The sequence below is a fragment of the Streptomyces sp. NPDC052701 genome (genome assembly GCF_040678355.1).
GTDB lineage: Bacteria > Actinomycetota > Actinomycetes > Streptomycetales > Streptomycetaceae > Streptomyces.
Map to the genome: position 1 here is coordinate 52684 of NZ_JBFATO010000003.1, position 19228 is coordinate 71911.

Below are 19228 nucleotides of genomic sequence, written 5' to 3' on the forward strand. Positions count from 1 at the left end.
ACAGGTGTCGAGCGGCAACCCGCTGCGTGACCCCGCCGACCGACGGCTCCCGCGTATCGCGGGGCCGTCGGGTCTGGTCATCTTCGGCGTCACGGGCGACCTGTCACGCAAGAAGCTCATGCCCGCCGTGTACGACCTCGCCAACCGGGGTCTGCTGCCGCCGGGCTTCTCGCTCGTCGGCTTCGCCCGCCGCGAGTGGGCCAACGAGGACTTCGCGCAGGAGGTCCACGACGCGGTCAAGGAGCACGCCCGCACCCCCTTCCGCGAGGAGGTCTGGCAGCAGCTCATCCAGGGCATGCGCTTCGTGCAGGGCACCTTCGACGACGACGACGCGTTCGAGCGGCTGCGCTCGACGATCGAGGAGCTGGACAAGGCGCAGGGCACGGGCGGCAACTTCGCCTTCTACCTCTCGGTGCCGCCGTCCGCGTTCCCGGTCGTCATCCAGCAGCTGAAGAAGCACGGGCTGGCCGACCAGAAGAACGGCTCCTGGCGGCGCGCGGTCATCGAGAAGCCCTTCGGGCACGACCTGAAGTCGGCCGAGGAGCTCAACGCGATCGTGCACGAGGTCTTCGCCCCGGACCAGGTCTTCCGCATCGACCACTACCTGGGCAAGGAGACCGTCCAGAACATCCTGGCGCTGCGCTTCGCCAACACCATGTTCGAGCCGATCTGGAACCGGTCCTTCGTGGACCACGTGCAGATCACCATGGCCGAGGACATCGGCATCGGCGGCCGGGCCGGCTACTACGACGGCATCGGCGCCGCGCGGGACGTCATCCAGAACCACCTGCTGCAGCTGATGGCGCTCACCGCGATGGAGGAGCCGGCCTCCTTCGACGCGGACGCGCTGGCCGCGGAGAAGACCAAGGTGCTCGGGGCCGTGCGGCTGCCCAAGGACCTGGGCCGCGACACCGTGCGCGCCCAGTACACGGCCGGCTGGCAGGGCGGCGAGAAGGCCGTCGGCTACCTGGAGGAGGAGGGCATCGACCCGGCTTCCAAGACCGACACCTACGCCGCGATCAAGCTGGACATCGACAACCGCCGCTGGGCGGGCGTCCCCTTCTACCTGCGCACCGGCAAGCGCCTGGGCCGCCGCGTCACCGAGATCGCGGTCGTCTTTCAGCGCGCCCCGCACTCCCCGTTCGACACCACGGCCACCGAGGAACTGGGCTCCAACGCGATCGTCATCCGCGTCCAGCCCGACGAGGGCGTCACCGTCCGCTTCGGCTCCAAGGTGCCCGGCACCTCGATGGAGATCCGGGACGTCTCCATGGACTTCGCCTACGGCGAGTCCTTCACCGAGTCCAGCCCGGAGGCGTACGAGCGGCTCATCCTCGACGTCCTGCTCGGCGACTCGAACCTCTTCCCGCGCACCGAGGAGGTCGAGCTGTCCTGGAAGATCCTCGACCCGATCGAGGAGTACTGGGACAAGAACGGCAGGCCCGCCCGGTACCAGGCCGGTACCTGGGGCCCCGTCGAGGCGGACGAAATGCTCGAGCGAGACGGACGGAGCTGGCGCCGGCCATGAAGATAGACCTCACGGACACCACGGCCAGCAAGATCAACAAGGCGTTGGTGCAGGGCCGCCGGGCGATCGGCACACCGGCGGTCGGCATGGTGCTCACGCTGGTCATCGTGACGGACGAGGAGAACGCCTACGACGCGCTGAAGGCCGCGAACGACGCCGCGCACGAGCACCCCTCGCGCACGCTCGTGGTCGTCAAGCGCGTCTCGCGCTCGCCCCGCGACCGCACGCAGTCCCGCCTGGACGCGGAGGTCCGGGTGGGCGCGGACGCGGGCACCGGCGAGACGGTGGTGCTCCGGCTGTACGGCGAGGTGGTCGACCAGGCCCAGTCGGTGGTGCTGCCGCTGCTGCTGCCGGACGCCCCGGTGGTGGTGTGGTGGCCGGTCAACGCGCCGCTCGACCCGGCGAGCGACCCGCTGGGCGCCCTCGCCCAGCGCCGCGTCACCGACACCTACGCCTCGGAGCACCCGGTCCGCGAGCTGGCGGCCCGGGCCAAGGCCTACACCCCCGGTGACACGGACCTGTCGTGGACCCGCATCACGCCCTGGCGCTCGATGCTGGCCGCGGCCCTGGACCAGGTCACCTGCCAGGTGAAGGCCGTCGAGGTGGAGGGCGAGGAGTTCAACCCGAGCTGCGAGCTGCTGGCGATGTGGCTCGCGGACCGCCTGGACGTCCCGGTGAAGCGCTCGCTGTCCGGCGGCCCCGGTCTGACGGCGGTCCGCATGGACACCGACTGCGGCCCGATCACCCTGGACCGCGCCGACGGCTCCCTGGCCACCCTCTCCATCCAGGGCCAGCCCGACCGCGCGGTGGCGCTCAAGCGGCGTGACACGGCCGAGCTGATCGCGGAGGAGCTGCGGCGGCTGGACCCGGACGACACGTACGCCTCGGCGCTGCGGTACGGGGTGGAGCGGCTGAGGACCGACGCGGCTCCCGGGGAGCCGCGGGAGGCGGCGCCCAAAGGAGAACCGGGTGACGCCGAACCGGTCGCGGTCCCTCATCCCGTCGAGGCCGCTGCGAAAGCACCCGCGCAGGAGGCGACGGCGGAGGAGCCGGTGAAGCAGGAGGCGCCCACGCCGGAGCCGGTGCGGAAGGCGGCGTCGAAGTGAGCACGGCACCGCAGCTGGTCGTGCACCGCGACAAGGAGCTGATGGCGCAGGCCGCGGCGGCCCGGCTGATCACGCGGATCGTGGACGCGCAGGCCTCGCGGGGTTCGGCGTCCGTGGTCCTGACGGGCGGCCGCAACGGCAACGGCCTGCTGGCCGCGCTGGCCGCCGCGCCCGCCCGGGACGCCGTCGACTGGTCGCGGCTGGACCTGTGGTGGGGGGACGAGCGCTTCCTCCCGGAGGGCGACCCGGAGCGCAACGTCACGCAGGCCCGCAAGGCGCTGCTGGACGCGGTGCCGCTGGATCCCGGGCGCGTGCACGCCATGCCCGCCTCGGACGGCCCGTACGGCAAGGACGTGGACGCGGCGGCGGCCGCGTACGCGGACGAACTGGCGCGGGCGGCGGGTCCCGAGAACCACGGCCCGGTGCCGGTGTTCGACGTCCTGATGCTGGGCGTCGGCCCGGACACGCACGTCGCGTCGCTGTTCCCCGAGCTCCCGGCCGTCCGGGAGACGGAGCGCACGGTGGTCGGCGTCCGCGGTGCGCCCAAGCCCCCGCCGACCCGGATCACCCTCACGCTCCCGGCCATCCGCGCCGCACGCGAGGTGTGGCTCCTGGCGGCCGGCGAGGACAAGGCGCGGGCCGCGGCGATCGCCCTGTCGGGCGCGGGTGAGATCCAGGCCCCGGCGGCGGGCGCGTACGGCCGTGCCCGCACCCTGTGGCTGCTGGACGCGGCGGCGGCCTCGCGGTTGCCGAGGTCGCTGTATCCACCGGCGTCCGCGTGAGCGCCGAGGCGGGCTGAACGCCGGCAGCGGCCGGACGGTCCGGGCAGATCCCCGGACCGTCCGGCCGCTTCGCGTTCCCGCCCTCACGGCGTGGGGTCCCCTCCGCCCAGCACGCGGGCGGTGAAGGCGGCCAGGTCGGCCCGGAGGCGCTCGCGGGACATCTGCCGCCGGCCGGCCAGGTGGTCGACGAGGTCGGCGCGGACGGCCGCGAGCAGGGCGTGCGCGGTGAAGTCGCCGTCGGGGAAGCCGGGCAGCTGCTCCACCACGTCGCGCAGGGTGGCGTGCCACCAGTCGTAGTGTTCCGCGCGGTAGGGGCTGTCGGAGCCCGTTCCCTCCAGCGCCAGTGACAGGTGCCGGTGGTCGAGTTTGAAGCACAGGACGGCGTCCAGCAGGGCGGGGACGCGCTCGGCCGGGGGCGTGTCCGGTCCCAGCGGGCGGGGGCCGTCGGTGATGGCCCGGCGGACCGGTTCGAGGCGGGCCTCGTAGAGCGCGCGGATCAGGCCGGTGCGGTCGCCGAAGCCGCGGAAGAGGGTGCCCTTGCCGACGCCGGCCGCGGCCGCGATGTCGGCCATGGTGACGTCCTCGGGGCGGTCGCACGCGGCGAAGAGGCGGTCGGCCGCCGCCAGGACGGCCTCGCGGTTGCGCAGGGCGTCCGCCCGGGGCTTGCGTTCGGGCACGGGTCTCCTCCGATCCATTCAAACGGACCACGGGTCCGCATCTTGATTAAACGGACCGCGAGTCCGTATCATTGGTCAAGCGGACCACTGGTCCGCATCGTATCGGAGGGAAACCATGACCACGCCCACGCAACCGGCCGACCTCTACCGCCACGGCCTGCGGCTGCTGCTCGAGAAGGACATCCCCGCCTGGGTCGACCTGTGGGACGACGACGGCGTCTTCGAATTCCCCTTCGCGCCCGAAGGGTGGCCGAAGCGGCTGGAGGGCAAGGCCGCCGTCGCCGCGTACATGCGGGCCTGGCCCGAGCACATCGATCTCCAGGACGTTCCCGACCTGAAGATCCACCGGACCGACGATCCGCGGACCGTCGTGGTCGAGATGCGCGGGGTCGGGCGGCTGGTGAAGACCGGAGACCCTTACGACATGACGTACATCGCCGTCGTGACGGTCTCCGACGGCCGCATCACGCACTACCGCGACTACTGGAACCCGCTCGCCGTCCCCCGGGACGGCGCGGCCGACTTCGCGGGGAGCGACCGGTGACCGACTCCGCCGCCACGCTGGTCGTCGGCGCCACCGGGACCACCGGCAGCCGCGTGACCTCCCTGCTCACCGCGGAAGGGCACCGGGTCAGGGCCGCGAGCCGCCGCGCCGTCCCCGTCGCGGGTGCCGCGGCCGTGCGCTTCGACTGGTACGACGCCTCCACCCACGAGGCGGCCCTGGGCGACGCGGACCGCGTCTACCTCGTCCCGCCGCTCGCCTGCGCGGACCCGGCCGCCGTCATGCTGCCGTTCCTGGAGCGGGCCCGGGCCGCCGGGGTGCGCCGGGCCGTCCTGCTGAGCTCCTCGGCGATCCCGGCCGGGGGTCCGGCGGTCGGACAGGTGCACCAGGCCCTGCCCGCCCTGTTCGACGAGTGGGCGGTCCTGCGGCCGTCGTGGTTCATGCAGAACTTCACCGGTGACCACATGCACGCGCGCGCCATCCGCGAGCAGGGCACGATCACGACCGCGACGGGCGAGGGCCGGGTGGCCTTCGTCGACGCCGACGACATCGCGGCCGTCGCCGCGCACGCGCTGACCGCCGACCGCTCCCCGGACACCGACCTGGTCGTCACCGGTCCGCAGGCCCTGAGTTACGGCGACGTCGCCGCCGTCCTCACCGAGGTGACCGGGCGCAGCGTCACCCACCGGCAACTGACGTACGAGCAGATGCGCGAGCGCCTGGCACTGGACATGCCCGCCGAGTTCGCCGCCGTGCTCGCCGGCCTGGACCGGGCGATCGCCGAGGGGGCCGAGGACCGCGTCACCGACACCGTCCAGCGCCTCCTGGGGCGTCCGCCGCGCAGCTTCCGGGCCCATGTGGAACGGGCCGTGGCGCTGCGGACGGCAGCCTGAACGGCGGTCCGGGCCGCCGCCCGCCGACCCGGCGGACGGCGGCCCGGAAGCCCGGCGGGCGCGGCCCGGAACCCCGGCTACTTCACCGACCCCGCCATCACGCCCTGCACGAAGTGCCGCTGGAAGGCGAAGAACACCACCACCGGCACGATCAGCGACACGAACGCCCCGGGGGCCAGCACGTCGATGTTGCTGCCGAACTGCCGGATCTGCGACTGGAGTTCCACGGTCAGCGGCTGGGAGGAGCTGTCCGCGAACAGCAGCGCCACCAGCATGTCGTTCCACACCCACAGGAACTGGAAGATGGCCAGCGAGGCGATCGCCGGCCGGCCCACGGGCAGCACCAGCCGGGTGAAGATGCGCCACTCGCTGCCGCCGTCCATCCGGGCGGCCTCCAGCATCTCCTTGGGCATCTCGGCGAAGTAGTTCCGCAGCAGGAACACCGCGAAGGGCAGGCCGTAGGCCACGTGGAAGAGGACCACGCCCGGGATCGTGCCGAACAGGCCCAGCTGGCCGAAGAGTTTGGCGACCGGCAGCAGGCCGATCTGGACGGGCACCACCAGCAGCGCCACCACCAGCAGGAAGATCGCGTCCCGCCCGGGGAAGTCCAGCCACGCGAAGGCGTACCCGGCGAGTGCCGCGACGACGACGACCAGCACGGTCGTCGGCACCGAGATCAGCACCGTGTTCCAGAAGGCCTGGGTGATGCCCGCGTTCTCCAGCAGCGCCGAGTAGTTGTCGAAGGACAGCTGGCCGGGGCTGGTGAACACCGTCCACCAGCCGCCCTTCGCGGTGTCCTCGGCGGACCGCAGCGAGGACAGCAGCAGCCCCGCCAGCGGTGTCATCCACACCAGGCCGACCACGACGAGGAAGGCCTGCACGACCCCGTTGCCCAGGTGGCGCCGGACGGCGTTCATCGCTGACTCCTTCGGAAGCGGCGGACGTTGAAGACCATGGCCGGGACCACCAGCAGCAGGAGCAGCACACCGAGCGCGCTGCCGAGCCCCTGGTTGTTGCCGCCGCCGAACGACACCAGCCACATCTGCGTCGCGAGGACGGTCGCGTCCTCCTGCACGGGCCCGGGCGCGATGATGTAGACGAGGTCGAAGACCTTCATCACGTTGATCACGAGGGTCACGAAGACGACCGTGAGCACCGGGGCGAGCAGCGGGACCGTGATCCGGCGGAAGATCTGCCACTCGTTCGCCCCGTCCATCCGCGCCGCCTCCAGCGCGTCCCGCGGCAGGGTCGACAGGCCCGCTCCGATCAGCACCATGGCGAAGCCGGTCCAGATCCACAGGTACGCGCCGATGATCGCCGGGGTGACGAGCGTCGGGCCGAGCCAGGAGACGCCCTCGTAGGGCGGCGCGAAGTTCGAGGCGGGCAGCCTGACGGTGTACGAGCCGTCGGCGAGGTCCCCGAAGCGGAAGGAGCCGTCGGACGCGGTGGTCGTCGAGGCGACCGTCCTGCCGTCGCGCACGGCCTCCACCTTCATCTCCGGCAGGCCGCTCTCCCGCCGGTCGACCCTGCCCTGCTCCCCTCCGCCGCCGGGGGTGAAGTCCAGGTAGACGACGCCGCGGAGCTCACCGGAGCCGGCCTTCCGGGTGGCGGCCGGGTACGCGGACTCGGCGCCGCCGGGCAGGTCCCTGGGCTGGACGCCGACCAGGCCCAGCGCCACCGCGTCCCCGGGCGACACGGCCGCGCTCGTCCGGTACGAGCCGTCCGCCTCCTTCGTCAGCCCCTGGCCGTCGCGGGCCCGGGCCGTCGGGTAGGAGGAGGTGCCCTGGAAGGCGTCGTGGACGGAGACCACGGCGGCGTTCAGCACGCCCTTGTCCGGGTCCTCGTCGTAGGCGAGCCGGAAGACGATCCCGGCGGCCAGGAAGGACACCGCCATCGGCATGAACAGCAGCAGCTTGAAGGCGGTGGCCCAGCGGACCTTCTCCACCAGGACGGCCAGGATCAGGCCGAGGCCGGTCAGCAGGGTCGGCGCGACGACGACCCAGACGGCCGTGTTGCGGATGGCCTTGAGCGTGGCCGGGTCCCGGAACATCTCGGCGTAGTTCTCGCCGCCCACGAACCGGGTGCCGGAGGCGTCGAAGAAGCTGCGGCCGACGGAGAAGAGGACGGGGTAGACGACCAGCGCGCCCAGCAGGAGGAGCGCGGGGAGCACGAACAGCACGGCGATGATCCGTCCGCGCCGCCGCGGGCGCCGGGCGGGGCCGGCACCAGCGGCGGCCGGAGGGCTCGCCTCTTTCACGAGCGTCGCTGCCATGTCAGCCCCGGTACGCCTTCGCCGCCGCGGCCTCCAGCTTCGCCGCGGTGCCCTTGGGGTCCGACGGGTCGCGCAGGAAGTCCTGCAGCAGCTTCCACTCGCCGGCGCCCTTGGTGCCGCCGAAGGCCGCCGGGGCCTGGTCGGACATGTCGAAGCGGACCGAGTCCCCGGCCGCGACGAGCGACTCGGCGGTGGCACGGGTGACGTCGTCTCCGTAGGAGGCGAGGTCGAGCTTCCTGTTCGGGGACAGGAAGCCGCCCGCCTCGGCCCACACGGCCGCGGCCTCGGGCGTCGCCAGGTACTCCAGGAGCGCCTGGGCCGCCTTCTGGTTCTTGCCGTCCTTCAGGGCGACGGCCGCGTCACCGCCGCTGACCACCGGCGCCTTGCCGCCGTCCACCGCCGGGAAGGGGAAGAAGTCGGCGTCCTCGCCGATCTTCTTCCCGAACTGGTCCTTGGCGACGCCGGCGACGAAGTCGCCCTCGTAGACCATGCCGGCCTCGGCCTTCGGCCCGAACACCTTCTCCACCGAGCCCGGGAAGTCGGTGTTCAGCGCCCCCTTCTGACCGCCCGCGATCAGCTGCTTGTCCTTGAAGAGCTTGCCGAGCGTGGTGAGCGCCTCGACCACGCTGGCGTCGGTCCACTTCAGCTCGTGCGCGGCGAGGGCGTCGTACTTCTCGGGCCCGGCCTGGGAGAGGTAGACGTTCTCGAACCAGTCGGTGAGCGTCCAGCCGTCCTGCCCGGCGACCGAGAAGGCGGCGAGCCCGGAGTCGGAGACGGTCCGCCCGGCCTTCAGCATCTCGTCGTACGTCTTCGGCGGCTTGACGCCCGCCTGGGCGAGGGCGTCGGGGCTGTACCAGACGGTCGACTTGTGGGCGGCCTTGAAGTACAGGCCGTACAGCGTGCCGTCGACGCTGCCGTAGTCCTTCCAGACGCCCGCGTAGTTGGCGTCGACCGCCTGCTGGGTCTTCTTCGACAGCGGCTTGAGCCAGCCGTTCTTCGCGAACTGCTTCAACACGCCGACCTGCGGGACCATCACGACGTCGGGGGCGTTGCCGCCCTCGATCTTGCTGCCGATGACGGTGGAGACGTTGTCCCCGGTGGACACGAACTGCGTCTTGGCGCCGGTCTTCTCGGTGAAGGCGTCCAGCACCTTCTGGAAGTTCTTCTGTTCGGTGCCGGACCAGACACCGGCCACGGTGACCGTCTGGCCGCCGAGCGCCTTGTCGCCGCCGCCGGCCGTGACCGGGCCGCCGCCGCAGGCGGTCGCGCCGAGCGCCAGGACCAGGGCGGTGCAGCTCGTGAGCAGGGTGGTACGTCGTCGCATCATCGTTGATGTCCCTTCGGTGGGTGGGGAGGTGACGTGGACGGGCTCAGCTGTCGCCGATCCACCAGGCCGCCGTCGAGCCGGGCAGCACCCCGGGCTCGCAGGGGCCGCTGGACAGCAGCGGGGTGCCGGGGACCGGCGCGGGCGTGGGGGCGGTGCCGAAGTTCACGGCGCACACCAGGTCGTCGCCGCGGACGAAGGCCAGGACGCCGGGCGGGGTGTCCAGCCAGCGCAGCGTGCCCTCGCCCAGCTGGGGCAGCGCGGCGCGCAGCTGGAGGCCGTCGCGGTACAGGTGCCAGAAGGAGCGGGTGTCGGCCAGGGCCCGGTCGGTGGCGTACTCGGCGAAGTACTCCGGCTGCGGCAGCCACGGCTTGGCGCTCTGCGCGCCGGAGGTGAAGCCGAACGGGGAGGCCTGGCCCGACCAGGGCAGCGGCACCCGGCAGCCGTCGCGGATCCGGGCCCGGCTGCCGGTGCGGCGGAAGATCGGGTCGGTGAGCACGTCGTCGGGCAGGTCGACGACCTCGGGCAGGCCCAGCTCCTCGCCCTGGTAGATGTACGCGGCGCCGGGCAGCGCCAGCATCAGCAGAGCGGCGGCCCGGGCCCGGGCGGCGCCGAGGCCGCTGCCCTGCGGGGTGGGTTCGCCGTAGCGGGTGACGGTGCGGACCTGGTCGTGGTTGTTGAGGACCCAGGTGACCGTGGAGCCCGTGCCGGCGATGTCCTGCATGGCCTCGGAGATGACCTTGCGGAAGGCGTCCGGGTCCCAGGGGGCGCTGAGCAGGTCGAAGAAGAAGGCCTGGTGCAGCTCGTCCGGGCGGACGTACTTCGCGTGCTCGCGGGCGTTGGGGACGGACACCTCGCCGACCAGCAGGCGCTCGCGGCCGTCGCGGGCGGCGTACTCCTCGCAGAGGGAACGCCAGCGGCGCCACACGTCGTGCACCTCGGGCTGGTTCCAGGCGAGCGGGTTGACCGAGTCGCGGGTGCGGGCGTCGGCCTCGGGGTCCGGGGAGTCGGGCAGGCCGGGGTGCTTGAACAGGCCGGCGGCGACGTCGATGCGGAAGCCGTCCACGCCCCGGTCCAGCCAGAAGCGCAGGATCCGGTCGAACTCGGCGGGTATCTCGGGGTTGCGCCAGTTCCAGTCCGGCTGCTCGGGCGTGAACATGTGCAGGTACCACTGGCCGGGCCGCCCGTCGGCCTCCGTCACCCGGCTCCAGGCCGGACCGCCGAACATGGCGTGCCAGTTGTTGGGCGGCTCGCTGCCGCCGGGGCCGCGGCCGTCGGCGAAGTGGAAGCGGGCGCGGGCCGGGCTGCCGGGCGGCGAGGCGAGCGCCTCGCGGAACCAGGGGTGCTCGCTGGAGCAGTGGTTCGGGACGATGTCCAGCAGCACCTTGATGCCGAGCCGGCGGGCGGCGGCGATCAGCAGGTCGAACTCGGCGAGGTCGCCGAAGAGCGGGTCGACGTCGCAGTAGTCGGCGACGTCGTAGCCGTGGTCGTGCTGCGGCGAGGGATAGAAGGGGCTCAGCCAGATCCCGTCGACGCCGAGCTTCTTCAGGTACGGCAGCCCCGCACGGACTCCGGCGAGATCGCCGATGCCGTCACCGGTGCTGTCCAGGAAGCTGCGGACGTACACCTGGTAGATCACTGCGTCGCGCCACCAGTGGTGGGTGCCGATGCGCTTGAGACTCACCCCGTCGACCTGTCTGTGCGTGCTAGTGGTTATGCATGCATGTTAAGTAGGGGTGTCGCGAGGGTGTCAATGAACGTACAGAAGCTTTCCAGGAGTTGACCAGGCAATATGCGGACCTATACGGACACTTCGCGCCTAGATGAGACGTCCGTGTTACCTAACAGGTAACCAGGAAGGGTCTAGCGGCGTGAGATCGCGGCGAGCTCGCGCGCCAGCCGCCGCACCGCGGCCTCGGGCGTCTGCCGCCCGGTCATCGCGTCGTGCACGACCGCCTGCACCGCCAGGCTGACCTGGCCGTAGTGCGGGCTCTTGGGGCGCGGGGCGGCGGCGAGCACGCTCTCGCGCAGCGTCGGCAGGTAGGGGAACTTCCGCACCAGCCCGGGATCGTCGTACAGCGCGGCCCGTACGGGCGGCAGGGCGCCGCGCGTGAGGACCTGGCGCTGGACGCGCTCGCTGGTCAGGTACGCGATCAGACGCGCGGCCGAGTCGGGGTGCCGCGCGTGCGTGCTGACGGCCAGGTTGGAGCCGCCCAGGACGCTCGTCCCCGGCCCGTCCGGCCCCGGCAGCGGTACGGCGCCGACCTTCCCGGCGACCCGCGAGCCCTCGGCGGAGGCGCCGACGTAGGCGTACGGCCAGTTGCGCAGGAAGAGCAGCCGGCCGTCCTGGAAGGCCTGCTTGGACTCCTCCTCCTTGTACGTCAGCGCCTCTTTCGGTATCCAGCCCTCGCGGACGCCCCGGGCGAGGAACCCGATGCCCTCCCGGGCCGCCGCGGAGTCGACGGTGACGCGCTCGCCCTCGTCGCCGAGGATCGTGCCGCCCGCCGAGTAGACGGCCTCGGCCGCGTTGACGGTGAGGCCCTCGTACGGCAGGAACTGGCCGGCGTAGCCGTCCAGCCCGTACTCCGGGGCGACGGTCCTGGCCTGCCGCTCCAGTTCGGCCCAGGTGCGCGGCGGCGGGAGGCCCTCCTTGGCCAGGACGTCCTTGCGGTACAGGAGCAGGCCGGCGTTGGTGACGTAGGGGACGGCGTAGAGCCGGCCGGCGTAGGTCGCCGTGCCGACGACCGGCGGCAGGAAGGCGCCGAGGGGGAAGCGGTCGCGGGGCAGCGGCCGGATCCAGCCCGCCGCGGCGAACTCCGGGGTCCAGTTGACGTCGATGTTGAGGACGTCGAAGCGGCTGCGGTCGCCGCCGCGCAGGTCGGTGGCCATCTGCGCACGGGTCTCGTCGGCGGAGTCGGGCAGCTCGACGAGGGTGACCCGCTCGTCGGGGTGAGCGCGGTTCCAGCCTTCCAGGAGGGGCCCGAGATAGCCGGTGAGGTCCCCGGCGGTGGCGAGCGTGAGCGGCCCGCGCCCGCCCTCGGCGCCCTCCCGCGCCTGGGCGCCGGAGGCGACGTAACCGGCCAGGACCACCACGAGAACGAGGAGGCCCCTACCCGCGGCACGTATCCACCGCATAGGTTCCTCCCTGTACACCGGCCACGGGCGCCGTCGCCCGGGGTCAGAGGCCATGTATACCTGTTAGGTATGGGCGATACTAGGGCCTGGCACACATATACGAGGACAGGAGGACTGCACGCGTGCGCCTGCCCCTCCTGGCACTCCTCGCCCGCGGCCCGGCCCACGGCTACGAGCTCAAGCAGGACCTTGAGCAACTGCTGGGCTCCGCGTACCCTCAGCCGAACGTCGGCCAGGTCTACGTCACCCTCGGCCGCCTCGAGAAGCAGGGGCTGATCGAGGGCGAGGACGTCGAGCAGTCCAGCCGGCCCAACAAGAAGGTCTACCACCTCACCGACGCCGGGCGTGAGGCGCTGCGCACCTGGTTCGAGGAGCCCGAGGACGAGCCGCGGGTACGGGACGAGTTCTTCATGAAACTGGCCCTCGCCCCGCAGACCGGTCTCGCCGACCAGATCGCCCTCATCAACAAGCAGCGGCGCCAGTACCTGAACACCATGCGGCAGCTGTCGAAGCTGGCCGCCGCCGAAGACCGGGACAACCGCATCGCCCATCTGCTGATCGAGGGCGCGATGCTGCACCTGCAGGCCGACCTCGACTGGCTGGAGCGGTGCCAGGAAGAGCTGGAGGAGCTGGAGTGAGCGAGGGTTCCGCTCCTGTGCTGCGCGCCCGGGGCCTGGTCAAGACGCACCACGGCGAGGGCGCGCCCGTCCCCGCCGTGCGCGGGGTCGACCTGTCGGTGACGCGAGGCGAGTTCGTGGCCGTCACCGGCCCCTCCGGCGCCGGCAAGTCGACGCTGCTGCACCTGCTCGGCGGGCTCCAGCGGCCGGACGGCGGCAGCATCTGGCTGGACGGCGAGTGCACCGACGCCTGGAGCGAGGCCCGCTGGTCCGTGGAGCGCAGGAAGCGCATCGGCATCGTCTTCCAGTTCTTCAACCTCGTGTCGAACCTGTCCGTCGCCGACAACGTGGAGCTGCCCGCCCTGCTCGCCGGGGTCCCGCCGAAGCGGGCGCGCGCCGAGCGGGAGCGGCTGCTGGCCGAGCTGGGCCTCGCCGGCAAGGAACGCGGCATGCCCGGCGAGCTGTCCGGCGGCGAGCAGCAGCGGGTGGCGCTCGCCCGGGCCCTGGTCAACCATCCGCCGCTGCTGCTGGCCGACGAGCCCGCGGGCAGCCTGGACAGCAAGGGCACCCGCGAGGTGATGCGGCTGCTGTCCCGCTTCCACCAGCGCGGCCAGACGATCCTGCTGGTCACCCATGACGCCCGGCTGGCGAGCGCCGCGGACCGGGTGATCAGCTTCTTCGACGGGCGGATCGCCGACGACGCGCACCTGGACGGCGGCACGCCGCCGCGCCGCTCCGGGACGTCCGGGGTGCTGGAGCTCAGGGACTGACATGCGGGTGTACGACCAGCGCGCCGTCCACGCGCCGAGGGGCAGGGGCTGACGCCGTGCGAGCCACCCTGCGCTGGGCGCACTCCGATCTGCGCACGCACCGCGGCGAGGCGCTGTTCCTCGTCCTCGCCACCGCGGGCATCGTCGTGTCCCTGCTGCTCGCCGCCGCCCTGTTCGGGTATGCCACCAACCCCTGGCAGCGCGTCTTCACCCAGGCGCGCGGCGCGCACGTCTGGCTGCACACCGACGCCGCCGCCGACGCGGGCAGACTGGCCTCGCTGGACGGCGTCGAGTCCGTCGCCGGCCCCTACCCCACCGCTTCGGCCGCCGTCGCCTCGCGCGGCAGCCGCGCCTCCGCCGAACTGCGCGGGACCCCGCACCGGCCCCGGGTCGGCCGCCCGCTGCTCACCTCCGGGCACTGGCTGGACCCCGCGGCCCCGGACGGCGTGGTCCTGGAGAGCCGGCTGGCCCGCGCGCTGCTCGCCCAGCCCGGCGACCCGCTCACCCTGCCCGGCACCGCGCGGCGGCTGACCGTCGTGGGCATCGCCGACAGCGCCGAGCCGCGCTACCGGCCGGGCGAGCAGCCGGGGCTGGTCTGGACCCTGCCCTCCGCCGTGCCCGACCCCGGCGGGCAGGTGATCGGGCTGCGCCTGACCGACCCCGACGACACCGACTACGCCGTCCAGCGCGCGGTGACCGTGCTGGGCGCCGGAGCGATCGACGAGGTCTCCACCTGGAAGCAGGCCCGGGCCGAGGCGCAGGGCGACACCCGGCTGCTCGGGCAGGTGCTGGGCCTGTTCGGGCTGGGCGCGCTGGCCGCCGCCGGGTTCGCCGTGCACGGCGCGATCGGCACCCGCATCCGCGGCCACCTGCGGGACATCTCCGTCCTGAAGGCGATCGGCTTCACGCCCGGCCAGGTCGTCCGCGTCTTCCTGCTCCAGCACCTGGCGTACGCCCTGCTCGGCGCGGTGGCCGCCGCCGCGCTGACCGAGGCGCTGGGCAGCCGGATCCCGGGGCGGCTCGGGGATGCGGTCGGCGTGTGGCAGGGACTGCCCGGACAGACGGTGGCGCTGTTCGCGGTGCCGGTGGGTGCGGTGCTGTTCATCGGTGCCACGACCGGGCTGGCGGCCTGGCGGGCGGGCCGGGTGCCGCCGGTGCCGGTGCCCAGGCCCGCGGCGCCGGCGGGCGGACGGCTGTCCGGCGCGGCACGCCGGGCGCTGGGGACGCGGGTGCCGCCCGCGCTGGTCCTGGGCTGGCACAAGGCGTTCACGCGCCGCCCCCGGTCGCTGGCCACGGTCGCCCGGCTGGCCCTGCCGCTGCTGCTGATCGTGGTCGCGATGAGCGCGTGGACCACCATCGACCGCTTCCACGGCAGGCCCGAGCAGATGGGCCTGCCGACCGCGCTGTCGGTCCACGCCGACGCCGGTCTGAGCGACCGGGACGCCCGCACTCTGCTGGAGCGCGACCCGCAGGTCGCCGCCGCCTACCCGGGCGTCGAGGTCGCCGCCCTGGTCCCGGGCCAGACGGCGACCATCGCCCTGCGCGGCCTCGGCACCCGCGAGGAGCCCTACCCCTACACCCTGGCCGAGGGCCGCCCCGCGCGCGGGCCCGACGAGGCGGTGGCCGGGCAGGGGCTGCTGGACCTGCTGGACGTGCGGGTCGGCGACTGGGTGCGGATGACCGTCGGCGACCGGCCGCAGATCCTGCACATCGTGGGCCGCAGCATCGAGCCGGAGAACGCCGGCCGGGTCGTCTCCACCTCCCTGGACACCCTCCGCGAGAACGATCCCGGTCTGCGCCCCACCCTTCACCAGGTCCGCCTGGACCCCGGCGCCGACCCGCACGAGGTCGCCGGGCGCCTGGCCGCGGCCGGCCGCGGCCACCTGGACGTGCACCCCGTGACCAACCCGGCCGACGGTCTCTCCCCGCTGCGCGGTGTCGTCGTCGGCCTGATCGCCGTCCTCGCCCTCATCGGCCTCATCGAGCTGCTGACCGCGATCGGCGGCGCCGTCCGCGAGAGCGAACGGGACCTGCTCGCCCTGAAGGCGATCGGCCTGTCCCCCCGCCAGATCACCGCGATCACGGTCACGGCCACCGGCTGCACGACCCTGGCCGCCGTGCTCGCCGCCACGGCCCTCGGCCTGCCCCTGGCCCGCTGGCTGATCGACGCCCAGGGCCGTTCGAGCGGCATCGGCGCGGGGATCGCCCAGGGCCCCTCCCCCACTCTCCTGCTCCTCCTCGGTACGGCCGCCGTACTGGGTGCCTGTGCCCTGGCCGCCCTGCCGGCGACACGCGCGGCCCGCCGCCGCCTCGCCGACACGCTGACGGCGGTCGCCTGAGCGGCTGGCGACCGCTCGTCCGCCGGGCGGCCGGTACGGCGGGCGACCGGCGGCTTCGCGGTCCGGCCGACTGCCGTGTGAGGGGCCGCGTCGTCCTGCCCCGGGACACGGCTGTCGTGATCGCCGGGGGTGCCCGGGAAGCGGACGGCGCCCCGCCCGCCTCCCGGCCCGGTCCCTCACCGCCGGCCGCGCAGCTCCCGGTACGCGGCCACCAGGGCGGCCGTGGACGGGTCGAGGCCGGGCACCTCGGCGCCCTCGGTCAGGGCGGGCTCGACGCGCTTGGCGAGCACCTTGCCGAGTTCGACGCCCCACTGGTCGAAGGAGTCGATGTCCCAGATCGCGCCCTGCACGAACACCTTGTGCTCGTAGAGGGCGACGAGCTGGCCGAGCACCGACGGGGTCAGCTCGGTGGCCAGGATGGTCGTGGTGGGGTGGTTGCCCCGGAACGTCTTGTGCGGCACCAGCTCCTCGGGCACGCCCTCGGCCCGCACCTCCTCCGGCGTCTTGCCGAAGGCGAGGGCCTGCGTCTGCGCGAAGAAGTTCGCCATCAGCAGGTCGTGCTGCGCCCTGAGTCCGTCGCTCAGCTCGGCGACCGGCTCGGCGAAGCCGATGAAGTCCGCCGGGACGAGCTTGGTGCCCTGGTGGATGAGCTGGTAGTAGGCGTGCTGCCCGTTGGTGCCCGGCGTGCCCCACACCACCGGCCCGGTCTGCCAGTCCACCGGCTGCCCGTCGCGCCGCACCGACTTGCCGTTGGACTCCATGTCGAGCTGCTGGAGGTAGGCGGTGAACTTGGACAGGTAGTGCGAGTAGGGCAGCACCGCGTGCGACTCGGCGCCGTGGAAGTTGCCGTACCAGACGCCCAGCAGGCCCAGCAGCAGCGGCACGTTGGCCTCGGCGGGGGCGTTGGCGAAGTGCTCGTCGACGATGCGGAAGCCGTCGAGCATCTCCCGGAAGCGGTCCGGGCCGATGGCGATCATCAGGGACAGGCCGATCGCGGAGTCGTAGGAGTAGCGGCCGCCGACCCAGTCCCAGAACTCGAACATGTTGGCCGTGTCGATGCCGAACCCGGCGACCTTCTCCGCGTTGGTCGACAGCGCGACGAAGTGCTTGGCGACGGCGGCCTCCTCGCCGAGCGCGTCCAGCAGCCAGGTGCGTGCGGAGGTGGCGTTGGTGATCGTCTCGATGGTGGTGAAGGTCTTGGAGGCGATGATGAACAGCGTCTCCGCCGGGTCCAGGTCGCGGACCGCCTCGTGCAGGTCCGCGCCGTCCACGTTCGACACGAAGCGGAAGGTCAACTCCCGCGCGGTGTAGGCGCGCAGCGCCTCGTAGGCCATCGCCGGGCCCAGGTCGGAGCCGCCGATGCCGATGTTGACGACGGTGCGGATGCGCTTGCCGGTGTGGCCGGTCCACGCACCGGAGCGGACCCGGTCGGCGAAGTCGGCCATCTTGTCGAGGACCGCGTGCACGCCCGGCACGACGTTCTCGCCGTCGACCTCGATCACCGCGTCCCGGGGCGCCCGCAGGGCGGTGTGCAGCACGGCGCGGTTCTCGGTCGTGTTGATCTTCTCGCCGCGGAACATGGCGTTGCGCAGCCCGAACACGTCGGTGGCGGCGGCCAGCTCGCGCAGCAGCCGCAACGTCTCGTCGGTGACCAGGTGCTTGGAGTAGTCGACGTAGAGGTCACCGACCCGGAGTGTGTACGCGGTGCCGCGGCCGGGGTCGGCGGCGAACAGCTCGCGCAGTCGCACCTCGCCGAGCTCCTCGCGGTGCTTGGCCAGAGCGGTCCACTCGGGCATCTGGTTGAGCCTGGTACGGCCGTCTGCGTTCATCTCGGACTTCAGCCTTCTTCCTTGCCTGCCTGTACTGCTGCGTACCTGCCCCGCTGCCGGTCCCAACCTAATTGATCAGCGGTGGACGTGAGCTGTCGTGGCGCCGTCGTCCGGCACGACAACAGGTACGTCCGGCCGGCCCGCGGGTATCAGCACGGCGACGGACAGCACGAAGAACGCGGCCGCGAGCAGCGCCGGGGTGTTGGCCCCCCAGGCGGTGGCGGCGGCCCCGCCGAGCAGCGCGCCCGCGGGCGCCCCGGCGACCGACAGGGTCCGGTGGGCCGAGGCGACCCGGCCCAGCATCGCGGCGGGGCTGCGCTGCTGCATCAGCGTGGTCGTGTTGACGTTCCACACCATGCCCATGAAGCCGAAGACGGCCATGGCGGCCACCAGCGCCCCGAGCGTACGGACCGAACCCGTCACGACGAGCGCGGCGACCTGCACCACGCCGGCGACGAGCACCGCCCGCAGCTGCCCCAGGCGGGCGGCGAACCGGCGGTTGGCCGCTCCGCCGGCGAGGCCGCCGACGGTGTACGCGGTCATGGCCGCCGCGTATCCCGCGTTGCCGGCGTCCAGCCAGTCGGTCACCAGGACCACGAGGGTGGCGACGAGGGCACCCATGCCGATGTTGCACAGGGCCGTGGCCGCGCACAGCCCGCGCAACACCCGGTCCCGCGCCAGGGTCCGCAGCCCTTCGGCGATCTCCCGGCGCAGGGTGCTGCCCGCCGGTCCCGGTTTCCGCCCGGGCGCGCGGGTCCGCAGGGAGGCGACCAGCGCGGCGGCCAGGAGGAAGGTGACGGCGTCGACGGCGAAGGGCAGGGCGGCCCCCGCCGCCAGCAGCAGCGGCACCAGGGCCCCGGCCGGCAGACCGCCCGCGATGCGCCGGCCGGTCATCAGGCGCGCGTTGGCGCTGCCGAGCGCCGCACGGCCCACCAGGGCGGGCAGCAGGGCGGTGGAGGCGTTGTCGAACAGGGTCTGCAGGGTGGTGAGGGTGAAGGCCAGCACGGCGAGCAGGGCGATCGAGGCCTGCCCGAGCGCGACGGCCACCGCGAAGCCCGCGACCAGCAGCCCGCGTACGGTGTCCACGATCCACATGGCGCGCCGCTGGTCCACGCGGTCGGCGAGGGCGCCGCCGAGCAGACCGAAGACGAGCCAGGGCAGATGGCCGCAGGCGGTGACGGACGCGACGAGCAGCGGTTCGTCGGTCAGTGTCACGGCCAGCAGGGGCAGGGCGGCGGTGCGTAACGCGTCACCGAAGCCGGACAGGACGTCCGCGCTCCACAGCCGGCCGAACCCCCCGCGCCATGCGGGCGCGGCCGCAGCAGCCGTGTCCACCGTCGCCACAACTCCCCCTCACGGTCCGCCCGATGCACAAACCGTAGAGGGCACCACTGACAATCGGTCCGCGGCCGGCCGGCGGGCGGCGCGGGGAACGGCTCCGGCCAGGTGTCTTT

16 protein-coding genes are annotated in these 19228 nt (G+C 73.0%); 8 read left to right on the top strand and 8 right to left on the bottom strand.

Annotated elements, in window-relative coordinates; genetic code table 11:
- Positions 1–4: 4 nt before the first annotated feature.
- Genes zwf through pgl form a run of 3 tightly spaced genes read left to right on the top strand, consistent with a single transcriptional unit; the run spans position 5 to position 3416 of the window.
- Positions 5–1528: a glucose-6-phosphate dehydrogenase gene (gene zwf / locus AB0L29_RS05305; protein WP_365823542.1), complete on the top strand. Its 1524-nt coding sequence runs from the start codon at positions 5–7 to the stop codon at positions 1526–1528.
- Entirely contained in the window at positions 1525–2634 is a 1110-nt protein-coding gene (gene opcA, locus AB0L29_RS05310; protein WP_365823543.1) for a glucose-6-phosphate dehydrogenase assembly protein OpcA, read from the top strand. Before zwf ends, opcA begins: the two co-directional genes overlap by 4 nt.
- The gene (pgl, locus tag AB0L29_RS05315) at positions 2631–3416 is read left to right on the top strand and encodes a 6-phosphogluconolactonase (protein ID WP_365823544.1); all 786 of its coding nucleotides are present in this window, start codon (positions 2631–2633) and stop codon (positions 3414–3416) included. Before opcA ends, pgl begins: the two co-directional genes overlap by 4 nt.
- 83 nt (positions 3417–3499) lie before the next feature.
- Here pgl and AB0L29_RS05320 read toward each other — a convergent pair whose 3' ends face one another.
- Complete coding sequence (locus AB0L29_RS05320; protein ID WP_365823545.1) at positions 3500–4093, bottom strand: TetR/AcrR family transcriptional regulator; 594 nt, start codon at positions 4091–4093, stop codon at positions 3500–3502.
- A 115-nt stretch (positions 4094–4208) separates the two neighbouring features.
- Between AB0L29_RS05320 and AB0L29_RS05325 the strand changes: the two genes are divergently transcribed.
- Both AB0L29_RS05325 and AB0L29_RS05330 read left to right on the top strand, forming a co-directional pair.
- Entirely contained in the window at positions 4209–4637 is a 429-nt protein-coding gene (locus AB0L29_RS05325) for a nuclear transport factor 2 family protein (protein ID WP_365823546.1), read from the top strand.
- Positions 4634–5488, top strand: coding sequence for an NmrA family NAD(P)-binding protein (locus AB0L29_RS05330; RefSeq protein WP_365823547.1), 855 nt, complete (start codon positions 4634–4636; stop codon positions 5486–5488). The genes AB0L29_RS05325 and AB0L29_RS05330 overlap by 4 nt, the downstream gene beginning before the upstream one ends.
- A gap of 77 nt (positions 5489–5565) precedes the next feature.
- On the opposite strand, the gene AB0L29_RS05335 is transcribed toward AB0L29_RS05330, so the two are convergent.
- From AB0L29_RS05335 to AB0L29_RS05355, 5 genes are all read right to left on the bottom strand, one after another.
- A complete protein-coding gene (locus AB0L29_RS05335) occupies positions 5566–6405 on the bottom strand; it encodes a carbohydrate ABC transporter permease (protein ID WP_365823548.1) in 840 nt (279 codons plus the stop codon).
- A complete protein-coding gene (locus tag AB0L29_RS05340; protein ID WP_365823549.1) occupies positions 6402–7760 on the bottom strand; it encodes an ABC transporter permease subunit in 1359 nt (452 codons plus the stop codon). The genes AB0L29_RS05335 and AB0L29_RS05340 overlap by 4 nt, the downstream gene beginning before the upstream one ends.
- A gap of 1 nt (position 7761) precedes the next feature.
- Positions 7762–9087, bottom strand: coding sequence for an ABC transporter substrate-binding protein (locus tag AB0L29_RS05345; protein WP_365823551.1), 1326 nt, complete (start codon positions 9085–9087; stop codon positions 7762–7764).
- Positions 9088–9130: 43 nt separating this feature from the next.
- A complete protein-coding gene (locus AB0L29_RS05350) occupies positions 9131–10768 on the bottom strand; it encodes a glycoside hydrolase family 13 protein (protein WP_365823552.1) in 1638 nt (545 codons plus the stop codon).
- A 179-nt stretch (positions 10769–10947) separates the two neighbouring features.
- Entirely contained in the window at positions 10948–12219 is a 1272-nt protein-coding gene (locus AB0L29_RS05355; RefSeq protein WP_365823554.1) for an ABC transporter substrate-binding protein, read from the bottom strand.
- A gap of 122 nt (positions 12220–12341) precedes the next feature.
- On the opposite strand from AB0L29_RS05355, the gene AB0L29_RS05360 reads away from it, so the two are divergent.
- Genes AB0L29_RS05360 through AB0L29_RS05370 form a run of 3 tightly spaced genes read left to right on the top strand, consistent with a single transcriptional unit; the run spans position 12342 to position 15945 of the window.
- Complete coding sequence (locus AB0L29_RS05360) at positions 12342–12857, top strand: PadR family transcriptional regulator (protein WP_365823556.1); 516 nt, start codon at positions 12342–12344, stop codon at positions 12855–12857.
- Positions 12854–13606 (top strand): ABC transporter ATP-binding protein, encoded by a 753-nt coding sequence (locus AB0L29_RS05365; protein ID WP_365823558.1) that lies wholly within the window; start codon positions 12854–12856, stop codon positions 13604–13606. Before AB0L29_RS05360 ends, AB0L29_RS05365 begins: the two co-directional genes overlap by 4 nt.
- Before the next feature lie 56 nt (positions 13607–13662).
- Positions 13663–15945 (top strand): FtsX-like permease family protein, encoded by a 2283-nt coding sequence (locus AB0L29_RS05370; RefSeq protein ID WP_365823560.1) that lies wholly within the window; start codon positions 13663–13665, stop codon positions 15943–15945.
- 176 nt (positions 15946–16121) lie between these two features.
- Here AB0L29_RS05370 and pgi read toward each other — a convergent pair whose 3' ends face one another.
- A complete protein-coding gene (gene pgi, locus AB0L29_RS05375) occupies positions 16122–17774 on the bottom strand; it encodes a glucose-6-phosphate isomerase (RefSeq protein WP_365823562.1) in 1653 nt (550 codons plus the stop codon).
- A gap of 75 nt (positions 17775–17849) precedes the next feature.
- A complete protein-coding gene (locus tag AB0L29_RS05380; protein WP_365823564.1) occupies positions 17850–19118 on the bottom strand; it encodes an MFS transporter in 1269 nt (422 codons plus the stop codon).
- Positions 19119–19228: the final 110 nt, after the last annotated feature.

Bases quoted from the DNA above. Each gene is read 5' to 3' on its own strand.
- pgi (WP_365823562.1), bottom strand. From the start codon at position 17,774: ATGAACGCAGACGGCCGTACCAGGCTCAACCAGATGCCCGAGTGGACC.
- AB0L29_RS05340 (WP_365823549.1), bottom strand. From the start codon at position 7,760: ATGGCAGCGACGCTCGTGAAAGAGGCGAGCCCTCCGGCCGCCGCTGGT.
- AB0L29_RS05335 (WP_365823548.1), bottom strand. From the start codon at position 6,405: ATGAACGCCGTCCGGCGCCACCTGGGCAACGGGGTCGTGCAGGCCTTC.
- AB0L29_RS05325 (WP_365823546.1), top strand. From the start codon at position 4,209: ATGACCACGCCCACGCAACCGGCCGACCTCTACCGCCACGGCCTGCGG.
- opcA (WP_365823543.1), top strand. From the start codon at position 1,525: ATGAAGATAGACCTCACGGACACCACGGCCAGCAAGATCAACAAGGCG.
- AB0L29_RS05345 (WP_365823551.1), bottom strand. From the start codon at position 9,087: ATGATGCGACGACGTACCACCCTGCTCACGAGCTGCACCGCCCTGGTC.
- AB0L29_RS05355 (WP_365823554.1), bottom strand. From the start codon at position 12,219: ATGCGGTGGATACGTGCCGCGGGTAGGGGCCTCCTCGTTCTCGTGGTG.